Here is a 14,756-nt window from a genome sequence, read left to right as displayed (position 1 = left end):
ATTTAGAGAGTATTTTTAGAGTGAGTTCTTATATCTATTTATGGATTAAATTACTCACTCTTTTTATATATAAATAATTTTTCGTTATACATATTTGTGTATGAAACCTCTAAAATATAAAATTCTAGTTTAAGATAACTATTAATTAACTGCTTAAATCATTGATTAAATTGTTATACCTACTTTACTACTAGATCTATTTCTCTACGTGATTCTTCTGTGAATTTTGAGAATGAATCTAATATCTTATCTCGAAAAAATTTAGCTATAAAATCCATCCTAATAAATAGATTTCCATTCGGTTTAGCTTTACAGAAGAGTGAATGTGATAAGAGTCACATAAAGTTTTTTAATGCTAATAAATAATACAAAAAAAATATTTAATATGTAATGATAATCATTCTTATTACCATTGGTGAGATTGTTAAGTGAAAAAGTTTGTTTACCTATTTTGTTTTTTTTCGTTATGTGTTGAAGCGAGGGAGTGTAATTCATTAGATCTCGATGAATCAAAAAGTATTAATGGCCGTTATAAGTACTGTTTTAAATCTGAAAATAACTTAAATAAGTTAGTAAATTTAAGTTCTGATGATATAAGTATTTTCTTTTTCGATGGTACATCTAGTGTTATTTACCCGTATGAGTTTATAAATGTCCCAAAAGAATTTTCATTTCAAGTTCAAAATAAAGTTCAAAAGTTTATAAATAAGTTTGAAGAAAATATATTTGTTTTTAGAGATCCTAAGCCAAAAAGAGTTAAAAGAGGTGCTCCTGCTAGTATATTACTGAGGTTGGGAGCTTCCGGTGCCACGGTTGGTGCTATTGGTGCAGTAGCAACTTCACCAAATAAATCACCAACAGCAAAGCAATTAACTTCTGGAGTTGTGGGGGGATTCGTTGGTGGAGTTGCAACACCAGCTTTGGGGAATGTTGCTGGGCCAAGTTTGGGTGTTGCGGCTGCCGGTGCTTGTATGGAGGCGTGTCACTTATAATATGGATTATTTGTTAGGGTTAATAACTTTACTACTTTATATTTTAACATTAAGAAGGCTTGGAGCTAATAATAAAGAAACTATTTTTTTTATCATTATCTATTCCTTACAATGGCTCTATGTGATAAATAATAGTGAAGCGATAAATATATCAATTCATCTTCTTTCGTTACCATTATTATATGTTATATTAAAAGATATAAAAGAGTATAGTCCGCAAAAAGCAGTTATAGGAGCATTTTCTGTAATTACATTTCTTTTATATTTAAAAGTTATTTAAAACTCCATTAAATGGATTTTACTGAAAAATTATGGGTCCTAGATTATATTACATGCAGTAACTCTTAAGTATTAAGTGACCGCCGGGTAGTCGGTCGCTTACTATTAAATTTATTAATACACAATTGAAAATCAGCAAATTATTAGACTGAAACTGTTTAAATTTTTTTCTCTATTATAGTGAGTAACACTGGAAAAAGGTGGGTAACAGTCTGCTTATTTCGTTACTACTATCCATGATCTTTATTTCTTATTAGAAAAGGAGCTCAATGATAAAACCTTCATCACAGCGGTTCATGCTGTTACTAGTGTCATTTTAGGTATACCCTAACGAAACCGATCTCCACAGCCTCTCAACCCTTACCGCTTCATTTGCGAAACCATCTATACTAAACTGATTTTAGAAACTAACTTAAATTAAACCAGTTTAGGGGAAACCATGCTGATCCGTGCTTACCTTCGTGCCTCAACCACCGAGCAAGATGCCCAACGGGCAAAAGAAGAACTGAGAGCTTTTGGCGCCAAGTTTGATAGTCGTATCGCTGGCTATTACATCGAAAACCAATCCGGCACCAAGTTAGAAAGACCGGAACTTAACAAGCTGATAGACGATAGTGAAGCTGGTGATGTGTTGCTGATTGAAAAGATGGATCGCCTTACTCGTTTACCTTGGCTTGAATGGAAAACCTTAAAAGCCCGCATTATGGAAAAAGGGTTGGTGATAGTGGTGGCTGATCAGCCTATGACGCATGCGGTGTTCAGCGCGGGTGAGCAAAACAGCATTACCTTGGCTTTAACCGAATTCATGTTGGATTTAGGCGCAGCGATGGCCCGTGATGATTACGAAACTCGCCATAAACGCCAAGCGCAAGGTATTGCGAAAGCAAAAGCGGAAGGAAAGTATCGCGGTCGCCGTGTGAATGAATCCCTGCATCAAGATATACGAGATCAGTTAAAACTTGGGCGCAGTTATTCAGAAATACAGCAGAAGTTAGGATGTAGCAGAGCGACAATAGCGAGGGTGGTGAAAGTGAGTTAGTTTCTGTGTGTTGGTAGTAATATTAGGGATTAATTGTTTGTAATTTAATTCTGTGGTGCAGAAAAATTCCGATTACGTTAAAAGACCGCCTTCTCAGGCATTTTTTATGTATTTGGTTATGGGTGAGATTAGATTTTTTAGGTTAAAAATCTATTGATTGTTATGTTATTAGTGTTTTTTATGTGTAAAAGGTACACATAAATTGGTGACCAAAATGCGACCATAAGTGGTCTAACAACTTAAAATTAGAGTAAACATCATACAATTATTTTTTTCATAAGGTACTGAAACTAATAATATATATTTTTAATTTTCTATTCTATGTAATTAAATTACGGGTGGGTTTAAGTCTTCCAAGCTGATGATTTGCGGGTTCGATTCCCGCTGCCTGCTCCAAACAATTCCTCCTTAGTTCAGTCGGTAGAACGGCGGACTGTTAATCCGTATGTCGCTGGTTCAAGTCCAGGAGGAGGAGCCAAATAAAAAAGCCCGCAAGCAATTGCGGGCTTTTTTACGTCTGTAAAAAATCACTTAAAAAATGCTCGGTGATCAAAACAGTGGGTATCACCTTCCTTCCAAAGTTTAATGTTCTCACAACTTTGAATGAGCCTATCGAACATTAAACACTTCGTTATATTTTTGATGCAGCCAGTAACAAGCAGAGAATTTGTAAAGTCACTTATACTTGTGATCTATGTAACATTGATGCGCTAAGAGTATAAGTGATGAAATAAATTTGAGTGGTGAGACTTTTAAACCGGACATTTGTCCTGAAATTCTGCTGTTCGTTCTCTTTATGATGAGCCTGTCAAAAACAAGAGGAAACCATTATGACAGCTCATATCGCAGGTACTGCAAAAGACTTTGCTTCAACTGTAATCATGCCTGGTGATCCATTACGTGCAAAATATATTGCTGAAACATATTTAGAAGATGCAAAGCTTGTTACCGATATTCGAAATATGTTGGGGTATACCGGTTATTACAAAGGTCAGCGTATTTCTGTAATGGGACATGGGATGGGTATTCCATCAATGGTTCTCTATGGTCATGAATTAATTAATGATTTTGGAGTAAAGCGTATTATTCGTATTGGCAGTATTGGCGCGACTCAAAAAGATGTACATATGCGTGATGTTATCTTAGCTCAAGCTGCGGGTACAGATTCACCGACTAATGCCAAACGCAGCAGCGGTTATCAGATGGCAACGTCAGCGACTTTTGAGCTGTTGCATAATGCTTATATGTCAGCGAAAGAAAAAGGAATTGATGTCAAAGTAGGGAATATCTTTACTGGAGATTTATATTACGATCCAGATGAGGACTTAATCTCAGCGTTAGAGCGCTTTGGTGTTTTAGGTGTGGATATGGAAGTTGCAGGCTTATATGGTTTAGCTCATCAATTTGGTATTGAATCATTAGCCATTCTGACGGTATCGGATCATTGTATTACGGGTGAGGAAACTACTGCAGAGGAGCGTCAACTTTCATTCAATAATATGATTGAAATTGCTTTAGAAACAGCCATTAAAGCTTAACGTTTCCGCGATTACTTATTGTGAGGGCTGAGTTTCAGCTCTCTATCTTTAAGAACATCCCTCTATACCCTCTTGGAGTGAATGATGAAAAATAAAATAACACTCACCGCGATAAGCTTTTTAGCCAATTTTATTATGGCTGGCTTTGCAACCCAGTTTGGTATGTTAGTCGAGCCAATAGCAAATACCTTTAATGCAAATGTAAACGAAGTTGCATCTATTTTTTCATTACTGAATGGCGGTGCGCTTGCAGGTACTATAGCGGCATTTTTCTTAATTGAAAAAGTCGGCATAAAGCGTATGACGATACTTTGCTACGGGGTCATTTCAGCTGCTGCATTAAGCTTATATATTGTGCCATCATTGTTTATTGTAATGGTATGCATGACGGTTATTGGCTTCTGTGGTGGTGTAGGGTTATGTATTGCTGGCACCATTGTTGTATCTGTCTGGAAAGATAAAATTCAGAGCACTATGCTGGTTGTTCAAGACGCTACATTTAATATTGCAGGGGTCGTGTTCCCACTTATTACGACTTATGCGCTTACTCATGCAATGAATTGGAGCATCAGTTATTTAAGTGTTGGTGTCGTTGCATTGGCGACTATGTTTGTTGCTTTGTTAACGAATTTTAAACCGTGCCATTGTGAAACGGAGTCAGAGCAAGACGTTAAGTCAGAATGGAACTTTGGCATTATTAGTGGTGGCATTGGTTTATTTCTAGGTATGTTAGCGTTATATACCTTCCTTACTTGGGCACCGATGTTTGTGAAGGAAAAGTTTGATATACCATTCGAGCAGGCTGGGCACATTATTACACAGTATTGGTCTGCAGCACTTGTTGGTGCATTAGTATCAACAGTTATTGTGTCTCGAATGAAAATTCAAACATTCTTACTCACAATTATCACTGCAGCCATGGTGATCACGAGCGTTATTGTAACGACAGACAATTTATCATGGTTGTCATACCTAACTTACGGTTACGGTTTTGTTTGTGCCGCGCTTTATAATTCATTTATTGCTTATGGTGTATCATTTGTTCGCAATGCAAGCAGCAAAAACGTGTCATATATCTTGATCAGCGGTAGTGCAGGTGCCATGTTTAGTCCTGCAATAAGTTCACTATTCCAAAGTGTTATTGGAACTCAATCGGTGATGTACGCGATTCCATTTATTTACGCTATCGTTGTGGTTATGCTGATAGTACTAAGAAAATTTAATGCTGTTGAACATTGTCGCGCATAATCTTTGGGATAAGAAAAAGGTCTGTTAACACAGACCTTTTTTGATTTGAACAGAATGTAAAAGATACTATTCTTCTATAAATACTTTTAGCCCTTCTAAATTCAGAATACGTAGGCCATTTTTTTCTTTAGCAATAAGTCCTTTACTCTCTAACTCTTTTATTGCTCGTCGATACACACGATCTGAAGTAGCAAAACGCTCGGCTTCTAAATAGTTCTTCTGAAAACCATCAACAGGGAGATCATTGAGGTATTGGTGATAGATATCGTATGCAACATTATAGGTAATAGGGTAGAGCAAGCGACGAGAGAGAATTTCAATTGTATCTTGGTAGTCAATAGCTATAGCACTGGCAAAATAAAGAGAAAGGCGGGGCTGCTCTAATAAGCATCTTTGCAGCTTTTGAGTATCAATGATTGCAACTTCAATGGGTTCTACCGCAATAATATTCATTTGGCAGCGATAGCCTGTGAAAAACTCCATTTCTCCGAAAATTTGCTGCTCACACTCTAAGGTACCAAGCAAGAACGTTTTGCCATTTCGGGCTGTAACGCCCATAGATACTCGACCAGAGTCTACTAAATAGAGATTTTCAACTATTTCGCCTTGAGTTAGAAGTTTTTCATTCTCATCAAAAATACGGCGGGCAGAGATACAATTAAGAATGGTTTGTTCGATTAATTGCTTATCTTGACTCCATTTTTCTTCAAAGCGTCCTTTTCCTAGAGTTTGAAGCTGCATTGATTTACCTTGAATCAGGGGCTAAACATGTTTTTATATTTAGCATTACTTGTCGTCACAAATAATATAGCTTAATTGATAATGAGTATAGGAGGTTATCTTGTCGGTGTAAGTTGTATATCCATAACAGTTTTAATGTTCCCTTTTAAAGATAATCTAGCATGGCTAATCCTTAAACTTTTGCCACGATAATAGAAGGGCAATAACCTGTAATCATGTTGCCATCCTTGAACACTGAATAAGCTATCAAGGATGGCATATAATAGTCGCTGATTTAAACTTTATTAAAAGTAAGTATTAGCAAATTAAACAATCGTCGATTGATTACGACCATTATGCTTTGATTGATATAACGCATCATCACTAACTTTATATGCTTCATTAAATGATAATGTGTCTGACACAGTACCACCAATTGAAATAGTGACAGCAATGTTATGGATAGGGGATACCTGCACAACATGTCGAATTTTTTCAGCTTTTAACTTTAATTGTTCTTTCGTCATTGACGTAAAGCTTAGGATAAATTCTTCTCCACCCCAACGGATAGCAATATCACTTTGACGTATGCATCGCCCCAATCTTTCTGCTAACTTACGTATCACTTCATCGCCTACTTCATGACCATAGGTATCATTAATTGACTTAAAGTGATCAATATCAATAATCAGTAAGCAGAAACCTTTTTGAGCATGTAGTTTTTTCTCATAGTAATCACGTCGATAGAAGTTTGTCATGAGATCTCGTTGTAATGAGAACCTTCTCGTTTTTATTTTTGCGGTTAACCAGTAAATAAAAAAAGTTAATGATAATGCAGGTATTAGTGAGTACTTTAAAATATGAAATAAGTTAACTCCGACATAAAAAGGGTCTTGGCTTGAGCAAGGTAAGAGTTTTTTAATGGAAAAGTCATACTTAGATGGATTCGAATAAAGTACAGTTTTATACTTATTATTATAAATTTTAAGTGCATCATTGAGTATATTGTTTTTAATATCAATAGCTAGTAACGCATCTAATTTACGATTGTTATAAATTGGATAGTATAATGTTCTGATTGCTTGGTTTGATCCATCTTCTACATATTTTTCTGTCATTTTCATATTACAACCATAAAAATAGCTATATGTTTCACCTAGGCCTTCTTTATCTATAATCCTTTTGATGACAGAATTTTTCTCATAGTTTTTATAAGATTCTAAATATTGTGTACGTGCGGGGTCAAAATACGCATGAGTTGCTGGATTATCAAAAACAGCGATTGTCCAAATATTATTATCTGTTAGTTGATCCAGTTGATCACGAAGAAGGTTTATCCCTTTAGATAAGTTTTTCACTTCAGATGTATGGTTTATAACTACGGAAACACCATTGAAATACTGTTGGCCTTTTGAGATAAGTCTAATATCTGTATTGTTGTAAAATGAACTAAAACGACGACTTACAGAATATACTGAATTTATTGTTTTGAAGTATTGCTTATAAAATTTCTCTAAATGATAGGCATTATAAGCAAAATATCCACTTGATATTATCGTGAAAAATAGCACGAATGGCTTAATAAAAGGAATTAACGTTTTGTTTTTATGTGTTATTTTATCGAACATTGCAATGTAAATACGGGGATGTGAAGGTTATATTTTCACATTCTAAATATATAAAGTAAATTTTATTTCTCATATCATTTAATGAATATATTTCATGAAAACGACAAATTAATTTTTCGTCGTCGTTGGTAAATATTAACAAGAGGTATTAAATGAGATTAATGTTTGTTGTCTGAAAGAGGATAAATATAAAAGGACTTGGTGCAAAAAATCAATATGAAATTAGAATTATAGTTCTCTATATTTAATTAAGCTATTCAATGACCTATTTTAAATTCAAATAGAAACACTTTATTCCTGAATAAGCAGCGACAGCGACTAGTGAAGTATCTCAACAATAGGATAGAGTCCGATCATTTACCTATTAAGATTATTTGCAACAACCTCTGGTGACTCAAAACATTCTTTACCTTGTGTACGGTGCTGTTGCGAACCTTACAAAAATGTAAAGTTCATGACAGATTGATGTATAGAACCTTATGTATTCTTTCAGCATCAAAACAAACATAAGGTTTTCAACATGTCTATTAAACGTATTTCTTTATTCCTTCTACCAGCAGCATTGTTATCAACATCAGCTTTAGCTGAAATGCCAACTCAAGGCTTTACACCGTCAATGGCAGTACAAACTCAACAACAAGGATTTACTGGACCAAGTTACGGCTTAAACACAGTGAAGGCTGTGCTTGATGCAGGTATGTTCAGTGATGATACGCCTGTGGCACTGACAGGAAATATTACCCGCTCTTTAGGTGGTGAGCATTACACATTTACTGATGGTACTGGCTCTGTCACGATTGAGATTGATCATGACAAATGGTTCGGCATCCAAGTTACACCGGAAACGAAAATAACGATCTCAGGCGAAATTGATAAAGAATTTAATCATACTGCTATTGATGTAGATTATATTCGACTTGCGAGTTAATGCGCTCTAAATATCACGATAATTTCACAGTTGTTGAAATAGTATAATCTCCTCATTGGTTACAGATAGATAAAATGAAAAAGTCAGTATTGCTTTCGTTAGCCTTCCTTAGTGGTAGTGCAGTGGCTACGCCTTATATGGGCTTGGAATATGGTGTAGCATCGGTAAAGCACGATTACCAAACACATTTTCTCGCTGATAATAAAACGGTTGTAGCAAGTGATTCTAGCTCTGTGTTCGGTGGTTTTATTGGTTATAAAACAGAAAACAATTATGGCCTTGAGCTTAGCTATAAACAGTTTGATTTAGACGGTGATAGTAATCAGTTACTTCTGTCTGATAAACCTGGATTTATTTTAGAGCGCGAGTGGGAGTCGGATTTATCGGTTAAACAAATTAGCCTAAAGCCTGTGATGTTTTACTCATTATCTGAAAACATACAGTTTAAAGGTGGTCTTGGTTTAACATATAGCCATTATAAATATACCTCATCATCTCATGATGAATACGAGCACGTATTAAATGATGACATTGAAATAAATCTACCTCGCTCTGGTGGCGAGAGTAAAAAAGACAGTGCGTTAGGTATTGTTGCAAGTGTTGGCGTTGATTATAACCTTTACCGAAATATTCACATTGGTGCGGTAATGGAATACTATGTAGATAACATCGCTAATGGTGGCAATATTACGGTAAATACATCGTATTTTTTCTGAGTATAAGCCTACCTCTAAATTGATTGCAGTGAGCGATGTTGTTAAAGCGCTCACCGTTTTTCTGCATTTATCTCTTTCATTTATTTTTATTGGTCAGCACTTTTATTTTAGTGAATCTGATTATATTACCGAGCGATTATTATGCGTATTTTGCTTGTTGAAGATGATATCAGTTTAAGCCGTTATGTTGAGAAAGGCCTCCAAGAAGCCGGACATAATATTTTATGTGTTGATGATGGGAAACATGCATTATCGATATGCCTCACTGAACAATTTGATATCGCGATTGTAGATCGGATGCTACCTAGCTTAGACGGACTTGCGCTTGTTAAGGCATTACGTGCGTCAAAAATAACTATGCCCGTATTATTTTTAACCTCGCTAGGGGGGATAGATGATCGCGTTGATGGATTAGAGGCAGGAGGCGATGATTATTTATCTAAGCCATTTGCCTTTTCTGAGTTATTGGCACGCTTGTCTGCGTTATCTCGTCGTTCACATCAGTTGTTAGAAAAAGCCACTAACGAACTGCACTATGCTGATGTTTCACTGAATTTATTTGATCATACCGCATATCGGCAAGGGCAAAACTTACAGTTACAGCAGAAAGAGTTTCGTATTCTGGAGCTTTTTCTTCGTCATCCGGGTCGCGTGATCACACGGACTATGTTGCTTGAACATGTATGGGGACTGTATTTTGAGCCTCAGACTAGTGTGGTAGAAACGCATATCAGTCGCTTGCGTAATAAATTAGAAAAACCGTTTGGCGATCAGTTGATCCATACCGTACGTGGAGCGGGATACAAATTAGAGTGCAAAAAATGAGAAGCGCAATGCTGCCGTTAATGATCGAACGCATAAAGACATTTTGCGCTTCGCATCCTTGGTTACGTCACTCTGCGATTCAACAAGGGGTGATGTTTGTTACCGTCTCTATAGTGAGCTTGCTACTGATATCAAGTATCACGATTTCGTATGTTGATTATCATTTAGATGAATTAAATGACGAGATCGAGCAGAACATTGAAGCCTTTATGTATGGCATGACAACCGAAATAGATAAAGAGCCCATTGATGAAGATGACGTTATCGATGTATTAGTCACAGGCTTCACCCTATCTGGGGTACTCGTTGTGCTTCTGAGTGGTGCAATCGTTGCTTACATGAGTAAACGTAACCAAGAAAAAATTGACCGTATAGAACAAGTGTTAAATATGGCATCAGAAGGCAATTTATCGGTAAGAACCTCGGTTTCTCGGCAAGATAATGACCTTGATCGTATCGGCTATTCGGTGGACGAAATGCTCTCTCACTTACAAAGTGTTGTGGTGGCAATGAGCGATATTTCTGCCAATATTGCTCATGAATTGAAAACACCCATCACACGTTTGCAGTATCATTTACTGACTCTTGATGAAATGCTGGTTCAACAAAATACGGTTGATAGTGATCATTTATCTGAACAGCTAGCATTAGCTGTCAAAGAATCCACTCGTTTGGCTGATATTTTTGATGCGCTATTGCGGATTTCACAAATAGAGTCTGGTCAGCGGCGTCAACGATTTGAAGCTGTAGATATTGCTGATGTAGTCAATACTATCGCGGATATCTATGTCGATGTCGCTGAAGACGCAGGCATGGTCTTACATGTTAATACACCAAAGTTACCGCTTGTTATTCAAGGCGATCGTGAATTGTTAATCCAGCAATTAGCTAATTTGGTGGAAAACGCATTGCGTTATTGCCCTAAAGGAAGTGAGCTTTCTCTGATTTGCCGGCAAGATAATGAAGGTGTGATGATCGCGATGAAAGATAATGGACCGGGTATTCCTGAGCTGGAAAAAGAGCGAGTGTTTGAACGATTATATCGTATCAATAAAGCACGTAATGATGGTGGTTTAGGCATAGGGTTATCTTTAGTTAAAGCGGTCGCTGAATTACATAAAGGTGACGTAAAACTTTATGACTGTCATCCCGGGCTTGGTGTTGATATTCATTACCCTAAAGAGTAGTTGTTTCTATTCTCTGTATGAAATTCATGAAAAGGCTGATAAATATCGGTCTTTTCTTTTTAATTATTTTATCGAGTAATAAAATTATATGCTAAATAAAAATAAGTTCAGATTCTTATTTTTCCGAATAATAACGCTAATGTGCCAGTTTAACTTTAAGTATCAGATGGTTGTAGCTGGCTGTCTTAGCTCTTAGTTAGAAGCATGATTAAAATCAATCATAAAGGGAAATGTATTTCATTAAGTGTTAAAACGTCCTTTCTTTATAATGTCTCTTTCCTCATTATTAATTAAACTCTTATGAAAATATCATCGTTGATATTAGTAATGACAGAAGCTCGCCAAAGAAAATTTCAATAAAAGCGTATTGCAATGAAAAAAGACACTACCAAGTGCGGTGATTATTTCATTAGAACAATATGAATCTGCTGGATTAACTCAATCTTTAACTCAACTTATTAATAACAGCAGCAACCAAATTTTGATTGATAAGTGTAAATTATTACTTAACTACATAGCCTCTGGTGCAACAATTCGAATGAATTACTATAGCAAATAAAAAGACCGCCTAGATGGGCAATCTTTTAATATCAAGTAAATAAACGGCTTATGGATAATATAGTAATCCACTAACGTTTTTGCACATATTGTTTATCACTAAGTATAAACAGCCGTATTTTATGTATCATAGTAATAAATTTAAACCTGTTTAAATTTGTATTTACCATTATTCAGTTATTGATGATCTGCATCACCAGGTACGTTAGGCTCTTGATAGTCTCCCCTAATATCGGCAGACACTATTTTAGCGCTCCACTTATTGTCAATCTTCTTTGCTATAATAGCGAATTGAGCATGTGTGGTACCGAATGAATTGTACTCTAGGGGGATATCCATACCGTCTATATGAAGTGTTCCTCTGATATACCTTAGCAGGCAATCTCCTCTGTCATAAGGGTACTCCTCCTGCTTTAGCGACTGAGGACCTAGATTATCAATATAATTAGGCCTACATACAACTTGATAAAAAGTAAGTTCATCAATAGTACCCCGTGTACTGTTTAAAACTATATATTCTGGATAGGCGAAGGATGGAGCTGAAAATAGTAAAAAAGGAAGTATAGCTAAAAGAAGTTTTTTCATCACGTAGTATCCTTAACATCGATTATAGAATAAGTGACACGCGCTATGTATTTGTAAAAAGTATATCTTTCAAGTGATCTGGTAGCTTATAAGTACATATATAAAGCCGCCAAAGAGCGGCTTTTGATTTTCTATTTGTTGTTATTTAGTTATTGAGGATTACCCTTACACCGAGGGAGTATCATCATATTGAGGGTTATCATCATATTGAGGGTTATCATCATATTGAGGATTACCATCATATTGAGGGGTATCATCACTATTGCTATAGTTACCCAAAATATCGGCGGATACTATTTTTGCTGTTACCTTATTATCAACACGCTTCGATACAATAACGAATTGGCCATATGACGTACCTGATGAATGATATTCCAATGGTATATCTTCGCCATCAATATGAAGTGTTCCTTGGATACTCTTAAGCAGGCAAGCTCCCCTGCCATCAGAATCAGGCGTTATTGACCAGGGGGTTAGATTATTAATATAGTGCTCACTACAAAAAAGTTCGCTCATTTGTTTAAAGATAAGGTAGTCAACAGTACCTGAAGTACTGTTTAAAACCGTATATTTTGTATAGGCGAAAGATGGAGCTGAAAATAGTAAAAAAGGAAGTATAGCTAAAAGGAGTTTTTTCATCACGTAGTATCCTTAATATCAATTCTAGAATAAGTGACACGCGCCATGTATGCGCAAAAGATATATTATGTGATCGGTAAATAAGTGACCGCTCAAAATGACTCATTGTTGCGAATGTGAGACAGCCAATATTAGGTTTTTGAACCAATCTATGCTTTTTGTTGGTATTTTTTAATTCCAACAATGCCCGCATTGAACACGCACAATACCTTATAAATACTGTGTTTAAGCAAGGTTGCACATTATGAGAAACTTGTACTACAAAGGGGATGGAGGATGTCACGTATCATTAATAAATTTGTTAGCTTATATATTCCTGTTTTCGCAATTCAATTAAACGCTTATAGAAATAAAATACGGAGTTTAAGTCTTTTATCGCAGCTTCAGCGTTGATGTCTGTATAATTTTTAACAATTTCTAACCAAGCTATTCCATTGGTAAATCCAGCATGCTTTTGATTACTCTATTCCATTGAAAAAATTGAGTTATCTCGTGATTTTTACGCCCAAATAGTCGTTATATCTTTATGGTGTATGCCTTGATATATAACGTGTGCCTTGCATCATCTACTTCGCTTTCTGCCATTTTCTCTTCTTTGTTTGCTTTTAGCTTATGCCTACTAGTTTAACCACACCTTACCTTTGCTGAAAAGCAACTGTCTGCTACTGTCTGCTGCTGATAAATAAGCCGCAGATACCGGCAACCAACATCTCATTTAAATTATTACTTTTTCGTAATAGTGGTTAACTTTTCATTTTATTGTTTATTTTCGGTAAGTGAGCTGTTGTTAGCATCAGCATCAGCATCAACAACAACACCAACCATAAAGATTCGATGTCGATAACACTCACTTCGCTCTTCACACTGTAAAAATTCCGGCTTATGGCGCAAAACGCCCTAAACGATGCGTGTTCTTTAACTAACCCACGCAAAGCGAGCCTAGAAGAGATCGTAGAGATCTTCAAAGCACGCAAGTAATTAACAATGCTTATAAAAAAGGCCACTGTTTATTCAGTGGCCTTTTTTTATTCGGGGTGAGCAGTCGCTGCGTCAGTCTTGTTAGCTGAAAGCGTCACATAGCGTTGTTGCAACTCTGCCAATAACTCCAGAGTGTCAAACTCATCTAAAGAAGGGCGATCACCAGCAAAGAACATGATGCTTTTATTAAACATCTTTGATAATTCTAAAAGTGTATCTAAGCGTGGTTGAGTTCGACCATTCTCTAAGTCTAAGTAGGTTTGTCTTGCTATTTTGAGGTGTTTTGCGGCATCGACTTGTGTCATGCCATGCTCTTCACGGGCTTGCTTAAGCCGGTGGTAAAAGGCTTGGGGGTTATTCATTATTTTATTCTTTGATTCTTCTACATGTCGGACGGCAAGATTGTATAGATAAACGACAAGTTGAAAAATAGGAGAAAGTAATTTTTATGTCAGTAAAAGTGAATGGGGAAGGGGGCAATAATCAGACAATAAAAGCTTCGTGTTTAATCGACTGATCATGCTTTTTCGTTGTAATTATTTATAGTTATTTGATTTTGACTCGTTTTTGAGGAGTCGTGTAGCCTAGCCTAGCGTTAACTCAATACTTTCGTGAAGACGATTTAAGAAAACGTAACGATTTGTATTAGCGTTAGTGGTTTTCTGTAATTTAACGCTTTATTCTTTATCTTTATTCCTTTCTTCAAAAAATGTTCTAAAGTCGAATTTAGTACAATTTCCATTATCATTACTCATTAGTGCAGGGTTACTAACGAGAACACAATGCTTTTCATTGCTTACTGAGTCTTTTTCACTATGGCTACTACAACCCACTAATACGAATATTAATGCGGTTAGCGTTATTACTTTTTTCAATTAAGACTCCTTACTTAATAT

16 protein-coding genes, 1 tRNA gene and 1 pseudogene are annotated in these 14,756 nt (G+C 36.0%); 10 read left to right on the top strand and 8 right to left on the bottom strand.

Annotated elements, in window-relative coordinates:
- Positions 1–428 precede the first annotated feature (428 nt).
- From CTN01_RS20040 to tsgA, 5 genes are all read left to right on the top strand, one after another.
- Positions 429–992, top strand: a complete 564-nt coding sequence (locus CTN01_RS20040) for a hypothetical protein (RefSeq protein WP_045149225.1) — start codon at positions 429–431, stop codon at positions 990–992.
- 718 nt (positions 993–1,710) lie between these two features.
- On the top strand, positions 1,711–2,310 hold the full coding sequence (locus CTN01_RS20030) for a recombinase family protein (RefSeq protein WP_045083591.1): 600 nt from the start codon (positions 1,711–1,713) through the stop codon (positions 2,308–2,310).
- A gap of 402 nt (positions 2,311–2,712) precedes the next feature.
- Positions 2,713–2,788, top strand: a tRNA-Asn gene (locus CTN01_RS20025).
- Positions 2,789–3,137: 349 nt separating this feature from the next.
- Positions 3,138–3,848 (top strand): purine-nucleoside phosphorylase, encoded by a 711-nt coding sequence (gene deoD, locus CTN01_RS20020; protein ID WP_373455569.1) that lies wholly within the window; start codon positions 3,138–3,140, stop codon positions 3,846–3,848.
- 84 nt (positions 3,849–3,932) lie between these two features.
- Entirely contained in the window at positions 3,933–5,096 is a 1,164-nt protein-coding gene (gene tsgA / locus CTN01_RS20015) for an MFS transporter TsgA (RefSeq protein WP_045149231.1), read from the top strand.
- A 66-nt stretch (positions 5,097–5,162) separates the two neighbouring features.
- Here the strand turns inward: tsgA and CTN01_RS20010 are convergent, their stop codons facing one another.
- Together CTN01_RS20010 and CTN01_RS20005 are read right to left on the bottom strand one after the other, a co-directional pair.
- A complete protein-coding gene (locus CTN01_RS20010; protein ID WP_005363725.1) occupies positions 5,163–5,837 on the bottom strand; it encodes a Crp/Fnr family transcriptional regulator in 675 nt (224 codons plus the stop codon).
- Between the two features lie 305 nt (positions 5,838–6,142).
- Positions 6,143–7,444 carry a GGDEF domain-containing protein gene (locus CTN01_RS20005; protein WP_052666649.1) on the bottom strand — a complete coding sequence of 434 codons (1,302 nt, stop codon included), beginning with the start codon at positions 7,442–7,444 and terminating at the stop codon, positions 6,143–6,145.
- 520 nt (positions 7,445–7,964) lie between these two features.
- Between CTN01_RS20005 and CTN01_RS20000 the strand changes: the two genes are divergently transcribed.
- From CTN01_RS20000 to CTN01_RS19985, 4 genes are all read left to right on the top strand, one after another.
- A complete protein-coding gene (locus CTN01_RS20000) occupies positions 7,965–8,372 on the top strand; it encodes a NirD/YgiW/YdeI family stress tolerance protein (RefSeq protein ID WP_052666651.1) in 408 nt (135 codons plus the stop codon).
- A gap of 74 nt (positions 8,373–8,446) precedes the next feature.
- Positions 8,447–9,088 carry an AcfA family outer membrane beta-barrel protein gene (locus CTN01_RS19995; protein ID WP_045149232.1) on the top strand — a complete coding sequence of 214 codons (642 nt, stop codon included), beginning with the start codon at positions 8,447–8,449 and terminating at the stop codon, positions 9,086–9,088.
- A 141-nt stretch (positions 9,089–9,229) separates the two neighbouring features.
- Complete coding sequence (locus CTN01_RS19990; RefSeq protein ID WP_045149233.1) at positions 9,230–9,913, top strand: response regulator transcription factor; 684 nt, start codon at positions 9,230–9,232, stop codon at positions 9,911–9,913.
- Positions 9,910–11,100, top strand: a complete 1,191-nt coding sequence (locus CTN01_RS19985) for a sensor histidine kinase (RefSeq protein WP_052666653.1) — start codon at positions 9,910–9,912, stop codon at positions 11,098–11,100. Before CTN01_RS19990 ends, CTN01_RS19985 begins: the two co-directional genes overlap by 4 nt.
- Before the next feature lie 735 nt (positions 11,101–11,835).
- On the opposite strand, the gene CTN01_RS19980 is transcribed toward CTN01_RS19985, so the two are convergent.
- The 4 genes and pseudogenes from CTN01_RS19980 to CTN01_RS23140 form a co-directional block, all read right to left on the bottom strand.
- Positions 11,836–12,243, bottom strand: coding sequence for a hypothetical protein (locus CTN01_RS19980; protein ID WP_045149234.1), 408 nt, complete (start codon positions 12,241–12,243; stop codon positions 11,836–11,838).
- 165 nt (positions 12,244–12,408) lie between these two features.
- Complete coding sequence (locus tag CTN01_RS19975; protein WP_045149235.1) at positions 12,409–12,882, bottom strand: hypothetical protein; 474 nt, start codon at positions 12,880–12,882, stop codon at positions 12,409–12,411.
- Positions 12,883–13,198: 316 nt separating this feature from the next.
- A pseudogene (locus CTN01_RS23210) lies at positions 13,199–13,393 on the bottom strand (alpha-amylase family glycosyl hydrolase); the annotation flags it as partial.
- Positions 13,394–13,638: 245 nt separating this feature from the next.
- Positions 13,639–13,773: a hypothetical protein gene (locus CTN01_RS23140; protein ID WP_279615360.1), complete on the bottom strand. Its 135-nt coding sequence runs from the start codon at positions 13,771–13,773 to the stop codon at positions 13,639–13,641.
- Between CTN01_RS23140 and CTN01_RS23290 the strand changes: the two genes are divergently transcribed.
- On the top strand, positions 13,765–13,860 hold the full coding sequence (locus CTN01_RS23290) for a hypothetical protein (protein WP_444860412.1): 96 nt from the start codon (positions 13,765–13,767) through the stop codon (positions 13,858–13,860). The two genes, CTN01_RS23140 and CTN01_RS23290, sit on opposite strands and share 9 nt — an antisense overlap.
- A gap of 47 nt (positions 13,861–13,907) precedes the next feature.
- Here the strand turns inward: CTN01_RS23290 and CTN01_RS19970 are convergent, their stop codons facing one another.
- Positions 13,908–14,222, bottom strand: coding sequence for a helix-turn-helix transcriptional regulator (locus tag CTN01_RS19970; RefSeq protein ID WP_052666655.1), 315 nt, complete (start codon positions 14,220–14,222; stop codon positions 13,908–13,910).
- Between the two features lie 315 nt (positions 14,223–14,537).
- Positions 14,538–14,735, bottom strand: a complete 198-nt coding sequence (locus tag CTN01_RS19965; protein ID WP_045083626.1) for a hypothetical protein — start codon at positions 14,733–14,735, stop codon at positions 14,538–14,540.
- Positions 14,736–14,756 lie beyond the last annotated feature (21 nt).

Source organism: Photobacterium angustum (assembly GCF_003026365.1).
GTDB lineage: Bacteria > Pseudomonadota > Gammaproteobacteria > Enterobacterales > Vibrionaceae > Photobacterium > Photobacterium angustum.
The sequence above is the reverse complement of the archived record's forward strand: the minus strand, read 5'-3'. Positions and strand labels throughout refer to the sequence as shown.